Raw genomic sequence first — 16,683 nt, forward strand, 5'->3', positions numbered from 1 at the left:
TTTATTAATTTTTTTGGAGGATGAAGATTATGAATAAATTAGCTGTTTTGGGGATTGCAACATTGGCATCACTTTCTTTGGCTACTTGCGGGAGTAGCAGTTCAAAGTCGAATAGTTCGGCACCATCTAAATCATCACAGGCTGCTCGTTTGTCGAGTCCAAAATCAATGGAACTTCAACGGGTATTTCCCTACCACCCAAGTGCTCAGGAAGCCGAAAAAAGTCAGGCTTTAATGACTAATTATAATCAAATCAAACTGGCTGCCTTTGATTCTACCAAGGGCGGTTCCAGTTTCCAGGAGATCCGAACCAAATTAGGTAAGCCAACTGAAGCGACTAAAAAGCATAACACATACACTTGGTATGCACGCAAAGGTGATCAGTATGGCACAGTCATTGTAGTGGCCTTTAATAAGAAAGTGGCCATTGAAAAAGAGGCCATCAACTTTGGTAATTCCAAGGGAATCACGGAATCAAAAATAAAGCCAATTAAGAAGAAAGCTGATTTTTCAGTTGTTCGAAAACAGCTAGGAACACCAATGATCGATACTCAAATAGGCAATTCGTCATCGTTCTCAAACCAAGTGCTGGCCTACTTTGATCCTGAAGTGAAAAAAGAGTTCGTCTTAACTTTTTATAATGGGCAATTGAGCTTAAAGAAAGTTTCCACAACCAATTTAAAGAAACTATTGAAGTCAGCTGATGAAGATAAAAGGGGCTAGTCATTGAGCTCATAACAATTGCATAAATCTCTAGTTAAGAAAATAAGGTCCACGTACTTCCCGTACGCGGGCCTTATTCAATTACTTTATTTTATTATGCCCCGAGCAGGATTCGAACCTGTACTTGGTTACCCAAACAGCGACCTGAACGCTGCGCGTCTGCCAGTTCCGCCACCGGGGCATCACAACAGGAATAATAATACACTATTCTGAGTAGTTTTGTAAAGCCTTTTATAATTCATTTGTAAACTTCTACGCGTCTGGCTTCTTTGGCAGGGAAATGACTGTGCCGTATCCGTGAACGACCAAAAACTTGGGTGCCACACTCATCCGCACGACTTCGGTATTGAAGCTCACATCGACGACACCATCACCATTCTTGGCCTTCGCTTTTTCAAATAACTTTTGTTTCGCCTCATCAAAAAGACCATCGAACTTAGAAAATTCGTCGGGCTTTTCTGACTTCAGCATCGTTGAGACTGTCACCGCGATCACGCCCTTAATGATGTGTGCCGCATTATACGAACCAGTTGACATAAACATTCAACCGCCCCCTCTCTTCACCATTATAGCGGAGATTCATAAAAGAAGCATCTTTTCAAATGCAGCATGGTCTTACCCAATCAGAATTTGATATTGCTTGAATATTACTAGTATTTGGTGTACCCTCATGGAATAACGACTAGGAGGTCGTCCATGACAATTCATCATAAGTTGGTCAACTGGCTACTTGCTAGCCAGTTCGCCGCTATTCTGGTCATTTGTTCTAAGATCACCATCCCACTTGGTCCAATTCCACTGACCGGCCAAACTTTAGCAGTTGGTCTAATTGCCTCACTGTTAACGCCGATGGCCGGGACACTGGCAATTTTGCTTTACCTGTTGCTTGGTTTGATTGGCCTACCTGTATTTGCCAGTAGCGCCACTAGTTTGGCGGCCTTATTTGGGCCCACTGGCGGCTTTATATGGGGCTTCTTGGTTTACGTTGGCGTGACCAGTTGGTGGCTGCAAAGGTCACGGCGATCGCCAACGATGCTTGTTATTGCTAACGTTGCTGGAGCAATCATGCAACTAGTGGCTGGCAGCCTATGGATCACGGTGAGCAATCAACTTTCACTTGTGCAGGCTCTGACTGTTGGTATCCTCCCCTTTATCACTCCGGCGTTGATCAAGCTAATATTTGTCGTCATTATTACCGATCTAATTGTCCAGCGTACACCACTTCCACTTGGTCAACAGCCAAACTTATAACATTAATTGGATAAAATATCGCTGTTATTTATAGACAAATTAGGTTGAACACGATAGAATAATAGCTGAAGAAACAATTTAGTTGTACACGATTAATTCAATCATTTTATAAAGAAAGAAGGTTCGCTTATGACGAACACAACCCCTCGTTTATTGGACGAGCAACTTTGTTTTGCGTTTTACAGTGCAAGCAAAAAATTCAACCACTTTTATCAGGACGCTCTCAAACCATTTCATTTAACTTATCCGCAATACATTACCATGTTGGCACTTTGGGAGACTAGCCCAATGACAGTCCGTGAACTGGGAAGCCATCTGAATTTGGACAGCGGAACCTTGACTCCGTTACTCAAGCGCTTGGAAAAACAAGGCTGGATCACTAGAACGCGCAGTGAACAATACGAACGTCAAGTTAACGTCAACTTAACTGATTACGCCCTCGAAGAGCGTGATAATGTATATGCCCGCGTCAATGACTGCATCGACTTAATGAAGATGACCGGTGTTGACTACGACCACCTTCTAAACCAGATTCATGAAGTGATGGACGAACTTGACCAGATCAGGCAAAAAGACTTAATCAAGGAAGCCTAGGTTTGGTATAGCTTCGTAAATCATTTGTTTTAAACCATCCGTTAACTAGATTAATAGCTATCAGCTTAACTCGAAGTCTTTGAACCTTAGTTGTCAAAATAGCCTGAACCAAAAATTTTCGGTTCGGGCTATTTTGATGTTTTAGCACCTTTTAATCAAGATACGCTTTCGAAATTTCTACCCACATTCCGTCCACAAAGTCCAAGCTAGGCGAACAAGTGCCTTTCCTATCTCATCAACGCCGCCATTCCGCCCATGGCAATCAAGTTATTCAACAAATGCAGTCCGATCGAAGCTCCCAAGTTATTCGTGCTCCGATAGGTGTAAGCCAAAAAGAAACCCAAAGTTACGTAAATCAAGAAGCTGGCCAACGTCGTGCTCGCGTGTGCCAAGGAGAACAGCATTGCGCTGACCACGATTGGCAACCAGTAGCGATCGCGCTTGAAAAAGGCGTTCATTAGAAACCCTCGAAACAGGAGTTCTTCGGCAAACGGCGATAGGAAAATACCCGAAAACATCAGTAAATAAAAGATCCAGTGGTCGCTTGCTAATAAAGTTTTAATGGCCTCGTTATTAGCGGTGGTTGACTGATGGAAAACCTGGCTATTGATCAGGTTAAGACCCATCTCGATAACGATTGCCAGCACGAAGGACACCAGGATCGTCGCCAAATCACGAATCGAGGGCCAATGCCAAAATGATGCGGTGGTGATTTGCTTCATGCACCACCATAGCGCCCAGATCACTACTAAAAAGCCAACGATGTAAGCTGCTGACAGTAGGCTGCGCAGACCAATTTGGTCCGGTCTTGCATTTCGAACGTACAGCAAGATCACTGGTAGCGCTTCAATGGCAATGAAAAATAACGCAAATAACATGAGCCGATTGAACATGGATATTTTGCCAGAATTATTTGATAAGCTCTGATGCATAAGTCCACCTCTGAATGGAAAAGAAAAGCGCGTTACTCGCGCTTACCGTCCTCTTTATTTTGTGTTGCTTCGTTTTCCGAATCATCTGACGATTGGTTACGTGGCATCAACTTCACGTACAAAATCGTCACCAGTGCCATTGATACCACCCACGCAATGAACCACGTCACAATGGTGCCAACACTCACTGGCGACCAACTGCGAGTCAAATAAATGGTGCTACCAATGATGATGACCGGCACCGCTACGATAATGGAATAAATTAACCCTTTCACGTCGTACCGTCTCTTTCTAATGGAAATCCCTTGCCATGTAACGTTCCAAAATGGCTGTTGTACTAAAGGTTTTGAAACTACCGATCTCGACGTAGTTAAGATCCGCGTAGGCCAACTTAACTTGCCAGCGGGCGTTTAAGTCAGCTCGGTTAACGTCGTTAAAATGCAGTTTTTTGTGTTTCAATGATGCGATGAAGCCGGTATAAGTCTTTTCTGATTTACCAGGGTGAATGCCAAGACTGACAACTTGATCAGCCTTGAAAGCCCACCGAAGTGACGCCTTTAAAATTGAATGATCACTGAAGTCCAGTTCACTCAGCATATTTTCCACGTGCCAGACGTCTTCATAGTGCCGTTCACGTGCTAAAGCGATAATGGCAACTAGCGATTTCAGGTAATCTGACTGGGCAATCACTTTACTGACCGTGTTGATTCGCAGCACGATGGCACCATCCGTTGCCCCATTTTCATTGATGCGCTTTATCAGCACAAACTTATCATCAATGGCGATCACGTTACCCGCCAAAAAGTGCCGTTCATCGCCGTAACGAAAAACTTCGACGAGCCGACCCTTTTTCTGGGCGGTTGTTAATTGTTCTCGAATTGTTTCCATAATATGCCCTCCGTAAAACGACCGCGTGTTAACCTACGACAAGGTGCTTTCTCACTTCTTACATTAAAGGTAGCAAGTTTACCTCGTCAGTGCAAGTAAGAATGTGGTCAAACGGCATTTTTTATGTAAAATTGGCGCCAAATTGATTATGATTAAGGTATCAAACTTTAATGAGGTGAAACTATGTTAAAAGAATTCAAAGCCTTTATTGCTCGTGGAAACGTGATTGACTTGGCCGTTGGGGTAATTATTGGGGCGGCGTTTACAGCTATCGTCAAGTCGTTGACTACCGACTTGATCAACCCACTGATTGGCCTATTCATCGGTAAAATCGACCTGTCCGGCCTAGTGTTCACGGTGGGCAGTGCCCACTTTAAATACGGTCTATTTATCAACGCGATCATCAACTTTGTGATCGTCGCGTTTGTGGTCTTTTTGCTAGTTAAGGCAATCAACAGAATTGTGCCGAAAAAAGAAGCGGAGGAAACTAAACCGGTACCGACTCCCACAGAGACCTACCTGGCAGAAATTCGTGACCTTTTAAAAGAAAAATCATAAATTATTTAGCACTTGGCCGTGACGGTTGAGTGCTTTTGTTTTACAATAGGCGCAACTTATTAATCACACGGGGGGATTTTTATGGATACAAACGATGCCTTTCAGATTCACTTACAAAAGTTACCGCGCCAGGATGAAAGGGCCATCGAGACGATCTACACCCTGGGCAATGGCCACTTCGGCGTCCGGGCATCGAATCCGCTGCAAGGGAAAAGTAGCCATTATAAGGGACAACCAGGCATGTTTGTAAACGGCTTTTATGATTTAACCGAACTATCATACGGTGAAAACTACTCGTATTACGCTCAGAATTCACAAACAATCTGTCAGCTGCCTGATCCACGGTACATTATTTTCGAACTGGACGGTAAACGTTCTGATGAAACGCCGTTTGACGTTAAGCTTGTAGACAAGAATTTGGACATGCGAACTGGCGTGTTGCTTGAGATTTTTGACATCAAGAGCCCCACTAACAAACAGTTTCGCCTAACGCTTCAATCCTTCGCCTCACACGCGGACAAGCATGTATTTGTGGTCAAATACAGTGTCTCAGCCCTCAACTTCACCGGTGCCTTAACGGTGATCAAGCAGGCCAATTATATTGACCAGCCGATCCAAAATACCGGTGACGATATGCGCGCCGCTCAGCCAAACATGGCGCTGGACCGCACCTTTATTAAAAGTAAGATTCCCACCATGCTGATCAGTACCCGGAAGAGCCAGTTAGCGCTGATCGTGGGTCAGCAAGCGTTAAGTGATAACCCAATGCAGGTCGCAGTCATTGATGATCTGCCCTGTCACAGCAAAACTTTTGATCTGACTCAGGGTCTTACGCAAAGTTTCAGTTTCGCGTATGCGGTCAGTTATCCGCATCCGTTACTGCAAACTACCCTAGTAGAATCCGAATTTGCTGAAACAACCGAAAAACAGCTCGCTAACAAATCATTTAAGGACTTGCTGACCGCTTCAACTGCCAAAGTCGATCAATTTTGGCAGAACAGCGATGTTGACCTGCAGGGTGACGCGACGCTAGCTCAGGGAATTCGTTTCAACCTTTTTCACCTGTATCAAGCAGCAGGCACTGATGGCCAGACCAGTATCGCTGCAAAGGGGCTAACTGGTCCGGGTTATGAAGGCCACTATTTTTGGGATGCTGAAATGTTTATGCTGCCGTTTTTCATCTATACACAGCCGGAAATGGCTAAACAGCTTCTGATCTACCGGTTTAATAAACTGCCGCAAGCACAACAACGTGCTCGTGAGATGGCCGTCCAAAGTGGCGTTATGTTTCCGTGGCGAACGATCAACGGTGAAGAAGCCAGCAGTTACTTTCCAGCGGGTACTGCGCAGGTGCACATTAACGCCGATATTGCCTACGCGGTGGACACGTACGTTCGGGTCACCGGCGATATGGATTTTCTAACCAATTACGGCTATGAGATGATTGTTAAAACCGCCCGCTTTTGGCTATCATACGGCCACTGGGCCACGGATAGCGCTCACGCAGGTAAGTTTGTGATCGATGATGTGACCGGCCCCGACGAGTATACCGCCATGGTCAACAACAATTATTACACGAATCGAATGGCGCAAAACAACTTGAGTATTGCCGTTAAATACTCGAAACTGCTGCAGCACAATCATCCGGAGAAGCTGGTCGCACTGGACGTTACACAAGATGAGATCGACCATTTCGACTATGCGGCAGACGAAATGTACCTGCCGTTTGACCGCACCCTGAAAATCAAGATGCAAGATGACGTTTCGACGTCTAAACCAGTGTGGCCGATCGATACGACACCGCGTAATCAATTTCCACTTCTCTTGCATTTTCACCCCTTGACCATCTACCATTATCAGGTCAATAAGCAAGCCGATACGGTCATGACTGACTTCCTGTTTCCAAAAGATCAAGATGCCGAACAACTGCAGCGCGACTTCAGTTACTACGAAGCTATTACGGTGCACGATTCGTCGCTATCAAGAGCCATTTTTGGCATCTTGGCACACCGCTTGCACCGGGCCAGTGACGCCTATCGCTACTTTATGGAAACGGTCATGATGGATCTAACAAACTCACAGGGAAATACCGCAGATGGCGTCCACGCCGCTAACATGGGCAGCACGTGGCTAAGCCTGATTTATGGGTTCGCAGGTCTGGGACTGGAAAAACAGACCTTTAACCTGTCACCGGAACTGCCTGAAGCTTGGACGAGTCTGAGATTTAGGATCAATTTTCACGGCCGTAATCTGGAAATCACAATCACCCAATCAGCGGTGAGCGTTAAATTAATGGCTGGACGGGCATTAAAATTTTACGTTCACCATCAAGAAGTTGAAGTGACTAAAAAAAGTCTGGTGAACGTTTTCCTAAAAACAAATTAACTGCCAAAAGCGGCTTAAAAGAAAAGTTTTTCAAACCTGACGCCTCAAAACGTCAGGCTTTTTGATCCTTCAAATTAAAAAGTTGAAACTGGTGCTAAGTAATTAGCTCAACTCTCATCCGTTAGCCTATCCATTTCACTTTCAAACGCCTAAATTGAAATGTGAAATTCAAGATCCTTGCGCACCATGCTGCAAACAAATTTCAGGAAACAAGTGCCATTCAAAATTTAAACGACTCCCTAAAATTAATCCTGCAACGCCCCACTTGAGCCATGTTGTTTGCGATATATTCATGAAAACCTTATCATTAAGTTATGAGGCAAAAACGATAAACTCATAGAAAAGAGGACTGATTATGAGAACAATTGCACTAAGGGTCATGCAAGATTCGATTGAAATTGCCTATTCAGCACAAGACAATCAACCACCCTATAGACGGTTTATCATCACCTATAACCCCGACCAGTCAATCGGCGATAACTTAGAGAAAATTAAGGTCGCGCTTGCTGGCCTATCGATTAATGCGGCCATCTTGCTCAACTCACTGGAATATGAATTCTCTGATACGATCATTGGTATTAATCATAACCGAATCGATATCGGTTTGGCGTTAACTAACATGTTAAATATTCCCGTCGTCTCACAGCAAGACGTGGATGAAAACGGGCTTGAAAAAGCGGTTCGGCGAAAACAAAGCTACAATGAATGGCATTTGGACTACTTCGGTGAATACGAGAAAAAGCGTAACTACGGCCAAGAAGCAATGCTGACCATTGGAAATGGTTTCTTTGGGTTGCGTGGTGCCTACGTAGAATCACGTGCCGATGAGGATAATTACCCAGGCACATACGTCGCTGGCGTTTACAACCAGTTAACGACTAAAATTGAGGGTCACGACGTCACCAACGAAGATTTAGTGAATATGCCAAATGCACAGTACATGACGTTCGGTGTGGATAATCAAGCACCCTTCAAAATAAATTCCAACGACATTCAAGATATCTACCGCAGTTTGGATCTGAAACACGGCACTCTGAAAACCACGATGCACGTTCAATTATCCACTGGTCATTCACTTTCGATCGTGACAACTAAAATTGCTAATATGCATGACTGGCATGACTATGCCATTCGCTACGCAGTGACACCAATGAACTTCAGCGGTACACTGCAAATTTATTCTGAGATCGATGGCACCGTCATTAACGGCAACGTTGAACGGTACCAGGATTTCGACCAACATCACTTACAGATCACCGGTATGAGTTCCCGTGAAAATGAGATCTACATGACTGGTGAAACTAAAACCTCCCACATTGAATTTGCAATCGGGAGTAATTTGCGTGCTGTCGATAAAAAGAAGCAGCCGCAAATTACTAGTCATAATGACGATAATCGGCTGCAACAAATGCTGTCCATCGATGTCAATGCGGGGCAAACGTATGCCTTCGAAAAAAACGTGTCGATCTACACCGCCCGTGAGACCCACGACGAGCCGCTGATCGAAGCCGCAACTAAGGACGTTGAGGCGGCTTCTTTCGATCAGACTGCTAAGCAAAGTGCAGCTTACTGGAAAGACGCCTGGAACAATTTTGATATCCGTATCACAAGCGACATTACCAGTCAAAAGCTGACCCGAGTCAATCTCTTTCACACGATGGTTTCAGCCGCAGCAATCGGTTCTGGTCAGCTTGACGCTTCAATCGGTGCCCGTGGATTGCACGGTGAAGCCTATCGGGGTCACGTTTTCTGGGACGAAATGTTTGTGCTGCCATTCTACACGCTGCACTACCCAGAACTGGCAAAGAATTTGCTGATGTATCGCTTCCGTCGCCTGGACGCCGCACGCGCATATGCTAAACAGGAAAATTATGATGGTGCAATGTATCCTTGGCAGTCAGGTCAGACTGGTGATGAACAGTCACAGTTCCTGCACCTCAACCCGATCACCCATACTTGGGATCCCGATAATAGCCGTTTGCAACGCCACGTGTCACTGGCAATTGCCTTTAATGTGATCAACTACACACAAGTCACTAACGATCACAAGTTCATGGATAACTACGGACTGGAAATGCTACTGTCGATCGCTAAATTCTGGGTCAGCGCGACAACCTACGACGAAAACGAAAAGCGATACAGTATATCACACGTCATGGGTCCTGATGAATTCCACGAAAACTATCCAAATGCGGATCAACCTGGATTGACGAACAACACCTACACCAACATCATGGTGGCATGGCTGTTCAACTACCTGCTTGATATCCGACCAGAGGTGCCTAAGGACGTCTTTAAGGCCGCTCAAGAAAAGAGTGTCCTCGATGATTCATTATTTGAAAAGATGCGCGATATTGCCCATAAATTGAAACTTGATATCAATAAAAACGGCATTATGGCTCAGTTTGAAGGCTACTTCAACTTACCAACGCTCAACTTCGATACCTACCGTCGCAAGTACGGCGACATTTCACGAATGGACCGGATCTTGAAGGCTGAGGGAAAGACTCCTGATGCTTATCAAGTTGCTAAACAAGCTGATACACTAATGGCCTATTACGTGCTAAATATTGGTGAAGTCGAACATATCTTGTCACAGTTAGGCTACAAGATGCCAAAGGAGTATCTGACTAAGAACATTCAGTACTACCTGAACCGCACAACGCACGGCTCCACTCTTTCACGGATCGTTTACTCGGTTCTGACCGAAATGGATGACAATATGGATCAATCATGGTCGCTATTTAGCCAAGCGTTATTCTCTGACTACTATGATATTCAAGGCGGAACAACTGCAGAAGGCATCCACCTTGGCGTCATGGGTGCAACGCTCATGATTGAAACCCGAAACTATGGTGGTGTTGATAGTCTGGGACGTGATATTCGAATCCACCCGAACCTGCCTGCCAAATGGACCTCGATTGCATTTAAACAACTCATTCGTGGTCACTGGTACGACTTTGAGATCACTCAGTCGCAGGTTCACGTGACCGCTGACGCTGACACGACGGTTCAAGTTGAAGGTCAACCCGTTGAACTAAAAGCTAACCAGGAAAAAGTTGTTGATTACTAATTTAAGGAGTGGTTACTATGGCAACATTTGATCAAATTAAAGGTTTCGTGTTCGATTTAGACGGTGTTATTACAGATACGTCGCTATACCACACGAAAGCTTGGCGGCAATTAGCCGAAAAGCTCGGCGTCACCTGGACTAAGACACTGGAAGATGGCTTAAAAGGGATCTCACGAATGGATTCGCTGGAGATAATTTTGAAGGCTGGTGGGATTGAAAACAACTACACCCACGACCAAAAAGTCGCCCTGGCTACTGAAAAAAACACCAACTACGTCAACGAGATCAAAAAAATGACACCGGATAATATTCTACCTGGTATCAAGGCCTTCCTGGATGACCTACGTGATAACGGCTATTTGATTTCACTAGCTTCCGCTTCTAAAAACGGTCCAACGGTATTGGAGCGTCTGCAGCTAACTGATTACTTCCCAAAGATCGTTGACCCTGCCAGTTTATCTAAGGGGAAACCAGATCCAGAGATCTACGTTAAGGGTGCTGAACTACTCAACTTGCCGCCGGAAGCCTGCATCGGGGTCGAAGATGCTGCTGCTGGAATCGAAGCTATCAATGCTGCCCACGAAACATCGGTTGGAATTGGTGATGCTCAGACACTGGCAGCTGCCGACGTTCGCTTTGACGACACTTCTCAGATGACCTTGGCGAATATTAAAGCCAAAATGGGTTAACTAATTTAAATGGGTCACAAATAGACGATGAGCGGTTATAACAAGTTCATCGTCTATTTGTGTCTGTAATGTTAGCTAAATGCATTCGCGGTATTTAAAAACTTGTGCTTGTCTCGGAAACAACGTCTAGTTGCTTGACGGTGAAGACCAAGCTTTCACTTTTAAAATGAGTTAACACTAAAAGCGTTAAGAGTCAGCTTAACTTTCAAATTGCTTCTTAACGCTTTTTTAATTCCCTTAACGCATATCACTTGTGAACTTCCAACGCCAACATAATCACAGTATGAAACCTATCTTGGCTGCAAACCCTCCAGCAAGAATTCACATACTTCTGTAGTCGTTTGATCCACATCCAAAGGTTTGTCACTCATAATAATATTAGGAATCAAATAGCCCACGATCACGCCGCTCACGATGCGAATGATCCGCATGGCATCCCAGTCAACAAGCTGACCCCTTTGCTTATACACATCGAACAAACTATCCACACCGTTTTGCAGCAGTGCACCAAGTTCACTAGTCAGATTCTTCAAAATAGTCGGGTTCTTGACCATCTCAGTGATAAAGATTTTCATTTCCTGCCGGTTATCCATCGCGTAAGTCATTCGATCGTGGACGACAAAGCGCAGAAATGAACTGAAATCATCAAACGTATTGTTAGTCAGACTAACTAAAAATTCACCGGCAACTTTAGGAAAAATATCTTGGATAAACGGCTGCAAAATTGCCTGCAAAAGCCCATCTTTAGTTTTAAAATGCTTGAAGACTGTGCCTTCTGAGACATGGGCAAGCTTTGCAATATCTGCAGTACTGGTATTCTCATACCCCTTTTGGGCAAAGAGCGTCAGACTGGCTTGCAAAACACTTTGCTGCTTCGTCGACAGACTGGTCGTTTTCATATTGTTGGCAAACAGTGTTTCAACATTTGTATGTTCTTGTGCCATGGTATCTTCTCCGTCTTTTAGTTTCAAGCTCAATACTACACCAAATTCGGACACGTTTGGCAGTTTCAACTCATTTTTCTAATAACTCTTAAATATTTTGCGCAATCATTGTCTGGTGACTGCTAGCATGTGTGGTTGCATCGTTGGCAACCCGCTTTTCAGCCGCCAGATTCTTGTTTGCCGTAGCCAGCATCAAACGGATCCGGTTAAGCTGATTAACCACCGAAGTTCCAGGATCATAGTCGATTGGTGCGATATTAGCACCCTTAAATTGGCGCCGCAGTTCTTTGACCATTCCCTTACCCACAATGTGGTTTGGCAGACAACCAAACGGCTGCATGCAGATGATGTTTGGCACACCGCTCTTAAGCAGTTCAATCATTTCACCAGTTAGGAACCAGCCTTCACCCGTTTGGTTACCCAGTGAAAGGATCTTGCTGGCGTCACCGGCCACTTTTTCAATCGCTTCGATGCCATGGAACCGCTTTGAGGCGTTCAGTGCCTTTTGCATGGGTTGTTCACACCACTTGATGACTTGCAGGGCAAATTCGGCAAACCACTTTGCCTTGGCAGATGCTCCCAAGTGTTGGTACTTGTAGATCTGGTTATAAAGTGAGTAGTTCATGAAGCCCACGATATCAGGCACAACGGCTTCGGCACCCTCCTTTTCCAGCAAATGCACAATGTCATTGTTGGCAATCGGGGAGTATTTGACCAAAATCTCACCCACCAGACCGACTTTGGGTTTAACCGCGTTATTGAGCTTAACGGTGTCGAAATCCTGGACGATCTGATTAACGTTGCGTTTAAATTCCTTAAAACTGCCCTTTTCAATCGAAGGCTTAACTAATTTGAGCCAGTCTTCATGCATCTGGTCGATTTTACCGGGTTCCGTTTCGTATGGCCGGGTATGGTAGACCACCTGTTCAAAGAGGTCACCATATAAGAAGGCAATCGCTACCCGCCGTAACAGCGGTAGCGTCATCTTAAAGCCCGGCGTTTCCTCGACACCTTGATTCCCTAATGATAATGAGACCACTGGAACTTGGCCGAAACCGGCATCTTTGAGTGCCTTTCGAATCAACGGAATGTAGTTTGTGGCTCGACAGCCACCGCCAGTCTGGGTCATCATGACCGCCGTATGGTTCACGTCATACTTTCCACTCTGGAAGGCTTCGACCATCTGGCCAATCGAGATGATGGCTGGGTAGCAGGCATCGTTATTAACGAATTTTTGACCCACATCGACTGACTTGCGGTCGTTCATCGGCAAGTTAACGACGTTGTAGCCAGATGCGCGTAATGCGACGTCTACGAGGCCGTGCTGATGAATTGGTGACATCATCGGCAACAGGAGCGTGTAGCCCTGCTTGTGCATTTCTGGCGTAAAGTCCACCGGCGTGGCATTTTCATGCAATTTAACTGGCATAATTTTACGGTTCTGACGTTCCTTAACAGCCGCTTTCAATGACCGCAGCCGAATCCGGACAGCACCCATGTTCGTGCCTTCATCGATCTTTAAGGAAGTGTAGAGCCGGTTATACTGACTCATGATCTCTTCAACTTGATCGGTATCGATGGCATCGATGCCACAGCCAAAGGAGTTCAACTGCACAAATTCCAGTTGAGGGGTCTTGGCTGCGACCCGAGCTGCCGCGTAAAGCCGTGAGTGATAGACCCACTGGTTAACAACTCGCAGGCCCTGAACGTCACCCAAGTGGGCAATTGAATCTTCGGTCAAAACGTGGAACCCTTCAGCAGTCATGATCTGTGAAATTCCATGATTAACTTGCGGATCCAAATGGTATGGGCGCCCCGCCAGCACAATCCCGTGTTCACCAGTGGTCATCAGCATCCGCATGGTGTCTTCACCACGGTTGCGAATCTGGAGCTTGAAGTCTTCAAGGGCGTCATAGCCGGCTTTGAGGGCTTCCTTGATCTCGGCGTGACTGATGTCAAATTCCCGTAAGGCATCGTATAAGTTATTGGCAGTCCCTTTTTGATCTGCCAGGTTGAGGTACGGCGAGATCAAGTTGACCTTACCAGACGTGATCTCATCAACATTATTGCGAATGACGTTTGGATAAGACTGCACGATTGGGCAATTAAAATGATTGTCAGAATCGTGATTTTCGTCAACTTCATAAACAACAGCCGGGTAGAAAATGGTCTTATAGCCATGATCGATCAGCGCTTGAATATGACCATGAACCTGTTTAGCGGGGTAGCAAACTGTATCTGAAGGAATGGTCTCCATCCCCTTTTCATACTGCTTCGCATTCCCCTTTGGTGAGAGCTGGGCGCGAATGCCTAAGTGGCGGAAAAACGTTTGCCACAGCGGGTAGTTTTCGTACATGTTCAAGACTCGAGGAATGCCAATGGTCCCACGATAAGCCTGTTTCTTTCTCAAAGGCCGGTAACTAAACAGCAGTTTGTACTTTTCTGCTACCAGATTGACCTTACCGTTATCCTTTGGTACTCGCTGTTTCATACCACGAGCTTCTCCACGTTCGCAACGGTTACCAGTCACAAACCGGCGGCCGTCGTTGAAAATGGTGATGGTCAGAGCACAGTTATTTTCGCAGGCGCCACAGTGCATGTACTCTTTCTTAAAGCTCAGATTGTCCATTTGGTCAACGTCTAGTAGAGTGGTCTCGTCACCTTCCTGGTAGGCATCTTCGGCGATTAAAGCAGCACCGTATGCGCCCATCAACCCGGCAATATTAGGTCGAACCACGTGGGTACCAGCGATTTTTTCAAAGGCACGTAAGACAGCCTCGTTATAAAAGGTCCCGCCTTGACAGACAATATGGTGACCCATATCCTCGATACGCCGCATTTTAATAACTTTAAACAGCGCGTTTTTAATAATTGACACGGACAGGCCAGCAGCGATGTCACCAATCGTGGCGCCTTCTTTTTGAACCTGTTTAACCTTAGAGTTCATGAAGACTGTGCAACGTGAACCCAGATCAGACGGATGTTTAGCTAGCAATGCAGCCTGGGCAAAGTCCTGAATCTTATAGTTTAGTGAAGTTGCAAACGTTTCGAGAAATGACCCACAACCAGATGAGCACGCCTCGTTTAATTTAATCGTCGACAAAGCATCATTTTTAATGGTCATGGCCTTCATATCCTGACCACCAATGTCTAAGATAAAGTCTACGTCAGGTTCAAAGTAGTGGGCAGCACGATAGTGGGCCACCGTTTCAACTTCGCCGATGTCGACCATCAAAGCGTTTTTAATCAGATGTTCGCCGTAACCCGTGACGGCCGCTTTGCCGATGACCACGCCAGCTGGTATCTTGCTGTACATGTCACGTAAAATTGTCTTGGTTTTTTCCAGCGGGTCACCATCGTTACTATCATAGTAGGTGTACAGCAATTTATTATCGTCACTGACTAGCGCCACTTTAGTGGTGGTTGAACCCGCATCGATACCGAGAAATGCAGTTCCCTGATAACTGTCCAAATCCCGGGTGTCGACCTTAGCCATGGCGTGCCGCTTTCTGAATTCCTGTAACTCATTATCATCCTTGAATAAAGGCTCCAGGGAATGGCTTGGCTTCATTCCAGAATCATCGCCATTTAGCAGCTGATCCAAAAGGCCGTTCAGAGTCGTTAACGGCTGATCAAACGCGTAAAGTGCCGCCCCCTTGGCAACGAATAACTGAGGATCTTCTGGGAAAATAACCTCTTCTGGTTTAAGCTGTAAGGTGTCAATAAAGCGGGCCCGTAGCTGATCCATAAAGTAGAGTGGACCACCTAGAAAAGCAACGTGACCGCGAATCTTATGCCCGGCAGCTAGGCCAGAGATCGTCTGGTTAACAACGGCTTGAAAGATGGAAGCCGCAATGTCGGCTTTATGAGCACCATCGTTGATCAGCGGCTGCACATCGGTTTTGGCAAATACACCGCACCGACTGGCAATCGGGTAAATCGTTTTGGCGTCCTTAGCCATAGTATTTAAACCATTCGCATCGGTTTTGAGCAGGGTTGCCATTTGATCGATGAACGCCCCGGTACCACCGGCACAACTACCGTTCATCCGTTGTTCCAAAGAATCGCCGAAGAAGGTGATCTTTGCATCCTCACCACCGAGTTCAATTGCAACGTCTGTTTCTGGAATCAGGGTCTCGACGGTTTTGGTGCAGGCAATCACTTCTTGAACAAATTTTAATTTGAGCAAGTTGGATAGTCCAATGCCACCAGATCCAGTAATCGTGCAGGCCAGTTTTAAATCGCCACCGAGTTCATCGATAGCTTCCCGGAAAATCTTTTCAGTGGCCGCTTTAACGTCAGAGTAGTGACGTTCGTAACGGGCGAAAACGGTGTGATTATGGTCATCCATGACCACGAGTTTGACGGTGGTCGAACCAACGTCAACACCCCCAAAGTAATTAGTAGTTGTCATTTCTCTCACCTCTGCTACTTGAGTGCGCAATTGCAAGTGCGCGTGTCTACGTATATCCGTTTAAAAACTTCAACTTTAAATAAAAATTAATTTAAAGTGAAGTGACTACTCACTTAGAGTAAACCCCTATCGTTAAAGATTTCAATAGCATATATATTTATTAGTTTTTTGCTGTTTTAAACGTGGAATATATTTTGAGAAAGGAAGGAATATTATTCCAAGCACCCATTATT

At 45.4% G+C, this 16,683-nt stretch carries 13 protein-coding genes and 1 tRNA gene; 7 read left to right on the forward strand and 7 right to left on the reverse strand.

Features of this window, described 5'->3' with window-relative positions; translation table 11 throughout:
- Positions 1 to 29 precede the first annotated feature (29 nt).
- Complete coding sequence (locus GM612_RS10355; protein ID WP_173021267.1) at positions 30 to 722, forward strand: DUF3862 domain-containing protein; 693 nt, start codon at positions 30 to 32, stop codon at positions 720 to 722.
- 97 nt (positions 723 to 819) lie between these two features.
- On the opposite strand, the gene GM612_RS10360 is transcribed toward GM612_RS10355, so the two are convergent.
- Both GM612_RS10360 and GM612_RS10365 read right to left on the reverse strand, forming a co-directional pair.
- Positions 820 to 903 (reverse strand) — tRNA-Leu (locus tag GM612_RS10360).
- Between the two features lie 71 nt (positions 904 to 974).
- The gene (locus tag GM612_RS10365) at positions 975 to 1,265 is read right to left on the reverse strand and encodes a hypothetical protein (RefSeq protein ID WP_155432293.1); all 291 of its coding nucleotides are present in this window, start codon (positions 1,263 to 1,265) and stop codon (positions 975 to 977) included.
- Between the two features lie 153 nt (positions 1,266 to 1,418).
- Between GM612_RS10365 and GM612_RS10370 the strand changes: the two genes are divergently transcribed.
- Positions 1,419 to 1,973, forward strand: coding sequence for a biotin transporter BioY (locus tag GM612_RS10370; protein ID WP_155432294.1), 555 nt, complete (start codon positions 1,419 to 1,421; stop codon positions 1,971 to 1,973).
- A gap of 129 nt (positions 1,974 to 2,102) precedes the next feature.
- The gene (locus tag GM612_RS10375) at positions 2,103 to 2,567 is read left to right on the forward strand and encodes a MarR family winged helix-turn-helix transcriptional regulator (protein WP_155432295.1); all 465 of its coding nucleotides are present in this window, start codon (positions 2,103 to 2,105) and stop codon (positions 2,565 to 2,567) included.
- Between the two features lie 227 nt (positions 2,568 to 2,794).
- Here the strand turns inward: GM612_RS10375 and GM612_RS10380 are convergent, their stop codons facing one another.
- The 3 genes from GM612_RS10380 to GM612_RS10390 are packed head-to-tail and all read right to left on the reverse strand — an operon-like array spanning position 2,795 to position 4,387.
- Positions 2,795 to 3,499, reverse strand: a complete 705-nt coding sequence (locus GM612_RS10380) for a CPBP family intramembrane glutamic endopeptidase (protein ID WP_155432296.1) — start codon at positions 3,497 to 3,499, stop codon at positions 2,795 to 2,797.
- 32 nt (positions 3,500 to 3,531) lie between these two features.
- A complete protein-coding gene (locus GM612_RS10385; protein WP_155432297.1) occupies positions 3,532 to 3,774 on the reverse strand; it encodes a hypothetical protein in 243 nt (80 codons plus the stop codon).
- Between the two features lie 16 nt (positions 3,775 to 3,790).
- On the reverse strand, positions 3,791 to 4,387 hold the full coding sequence (locus tag GM612_RS10390; protein ID WP_155432298.1) for a hypothetical protein: 597 nt from the start codon (positions 4,385 to 4,387) through the stop codon (positions 3,791 to 3,793).
- A 183-nt stretch (positions 4,388 to 4,570) separates the two neighbouring features.
- On the opposite strand from GM612_RS10390, the gene mscL reads away from it, so the two are divergent.
- The 4 genes from mscL (at position 4,571) to pgmB (ending at position 11,092) form a co-directional block, all read left to right on the forward strand.
- Positions 4,571 to 4,945 (forward strand): large-conductance mechanosensitive channel protein MscL, encoded by a 375-nt coding sequence (mscL, locus tag GM612_RS10395; protein WP_155432299.1) that lies wholly within the window; start codon positions 4,571 to 4,573, stop codon positions 4,943 to 4,945.
- Positions 4,946 to 5,026: 81 nt separating this feature from the next.
- Entirely contained in the window at positions 5,027 to 7,330 is a 2,304-nt protein-coding gene (locus GM612_RS10400) for a glycoside hydrolase family 65 protein (protein ID WP_155432300.1), read from the forward strand.
- 355 nt (positions 7,331 to 7,685) lie between these two features.
- The gene (locus tag GM612_RS10405) at positions 7,686 to 10,403 is read left to right on the forward strand and encodes a glycoside hydrolase family 65 protein (protein ID WP_155432301.1); all 2,718 of its coding nucleotides are present in this window, start codon (positions 7,686 to 7,688) and stop codon (positions 10,401 to 10,403) included.
- A gap of 17 nt (positions 10,404 to 10,420) precedes the next feature.
- The gene (gene pgmB, locus GM612_RS10410) at positions 10,421 to 11,092 is read left to right on the forward strand and encodes a beta-phosphoglucomutase (RefSeq protein WP_155432302.1); all 672 of its coding nucleotides are present in this window, start codon (positions 10,421 to 10,423) and stop codon (positions 11,090 to 11,092) included.
- Between the two features lie 290 nt (positions 11,093 to 11,382).
- Here pgmB and GM612_RS10415 read toward each other — a convergent pair whose 3' ends face one another.
- Positions 11,383 to 12,036, reverse strand: coding sequence for a TetR/AcrR family transcriptional regulator (locus GM612_RS10415; RefSeq protein ID WP_155432303.1), 654 nt, complete (start codon positions 12,034 to 12,036; stop codon positions 11,383 to 11,385).
- Positions 12,037 to 12,124: 88 nt separating this feature from the next.
- Positions 12,125 to 16,450, reverse strand: a complete 4,326-nt coding sequence (locus GM612_RS10420; protein ID WP_155432304.1) for a 2-hydroxyacyl-CoA dehydratase — start codon at positions 16,448 to 16,450, stop codon at positions 12,125 to 12,127.
- Between the last annotated feature and the right edge of the window lie 233 nt (positions 16,451 to 16,683).

Source organism: Secundilactobacillus folii, from assembly GCF_009720675.1.
In the GTDB taxonomy this organism is placed as follows: domain Bacteria; phylum Bacillota; class Bacilli; order Lactobacillales; family Lactobacillaceae; genus Secundilactobacillus; species Secundilactobacillus folii.

What these genes read in the sequence shown, in the direction of transcription:
- mscL (WP_155432299.1), top strand. Translation starts at nt 4,571, where the DNA reads ATGTTAAAAGAATTCAAAGCCTTTATTGCTCGTGGAAACGTGATTGAC.
- GM612_RS10420 (WP_155432304.1), bottom strand. Translation starts at nt 16,450, where the DNA reads ATGACAACTACTAATTACTTTGGGGGTGTTGACGTTGGTTCGACCACC.
- GM612_RS10355 (WP_173021267.1), top strand. Translation starts at nt 30, where the DNA reads ATGAATAAATTAGCTGTTTTGGGGATTGCAACATTGGCATCACTTTCT.
- GM612_RS10405 (WP_155432301.1), top strand. Translation starts at nt 7,686, where the DNA reads ATGAGAACAATTGCACTAAGGGTCATGCAAGATTCGATTGAAATTGCC.
- GM612_RS10380 (WP_155432296.1), bottom strand. Translation starts at nt 3,499, where the DNA reads ATGCATCAGAGCTTATCAAATAATTCTGGCAAAATATCCATGTTCAAT.
- GM612_RS10390 (WP_155432298.1), bottom strand. Translation starts at nt 4,387, where the DNA reads ATGGAAACAATTCGAGAACAATTAACAACCGCCCAGAAAAAGGGTCGG.
- GM612_RS10365 (WP_155432293.1), bottom strand. Translation starts at nt 1,265, where the DNA reads ATGTTTATGTCAACTGGTTCGTATAATGCGGCACACATCATTAAGGGC.
- GM612_RS10415 (WP_155432303.1), bottom strand. Translation starts at nt 12,036, where the DNA reads ATGGCACAAGAACATACAAATGTTGAAACACTGTTTGCCAACAATATG.
- GM612_RS10375 (WP_155432295.1), top strand. Translation starts at nt 2,103, where the DNA reads ATGACGAACACAACCCCTCGTTTATTGGACGAGCAACTTTGTTTTGCG.
- GM612_RS10400 (WP_155432300.1), top strand. Translation starts at nt 5,027, where the DNA reads ATGGATACAAACGATGCCTTTCAGATTCACTTACAAAAGTTACCGCGC.
- pgmB (WP_155432302.1), top strand. Translation starts at nt 10,421, where the DNA reads ATGGCAACATTTGATCAAATTAAAGGTTTCGTGTTCGATTTAGACGGT.
- GM612_RS10370 (WP_155432294.1), top strand. Translation starts at nt 1,419, where the DNA reads ATGACAATTCATCATAAGTTGGTCAACTGGCTACTTGCTAGCCAGTTC.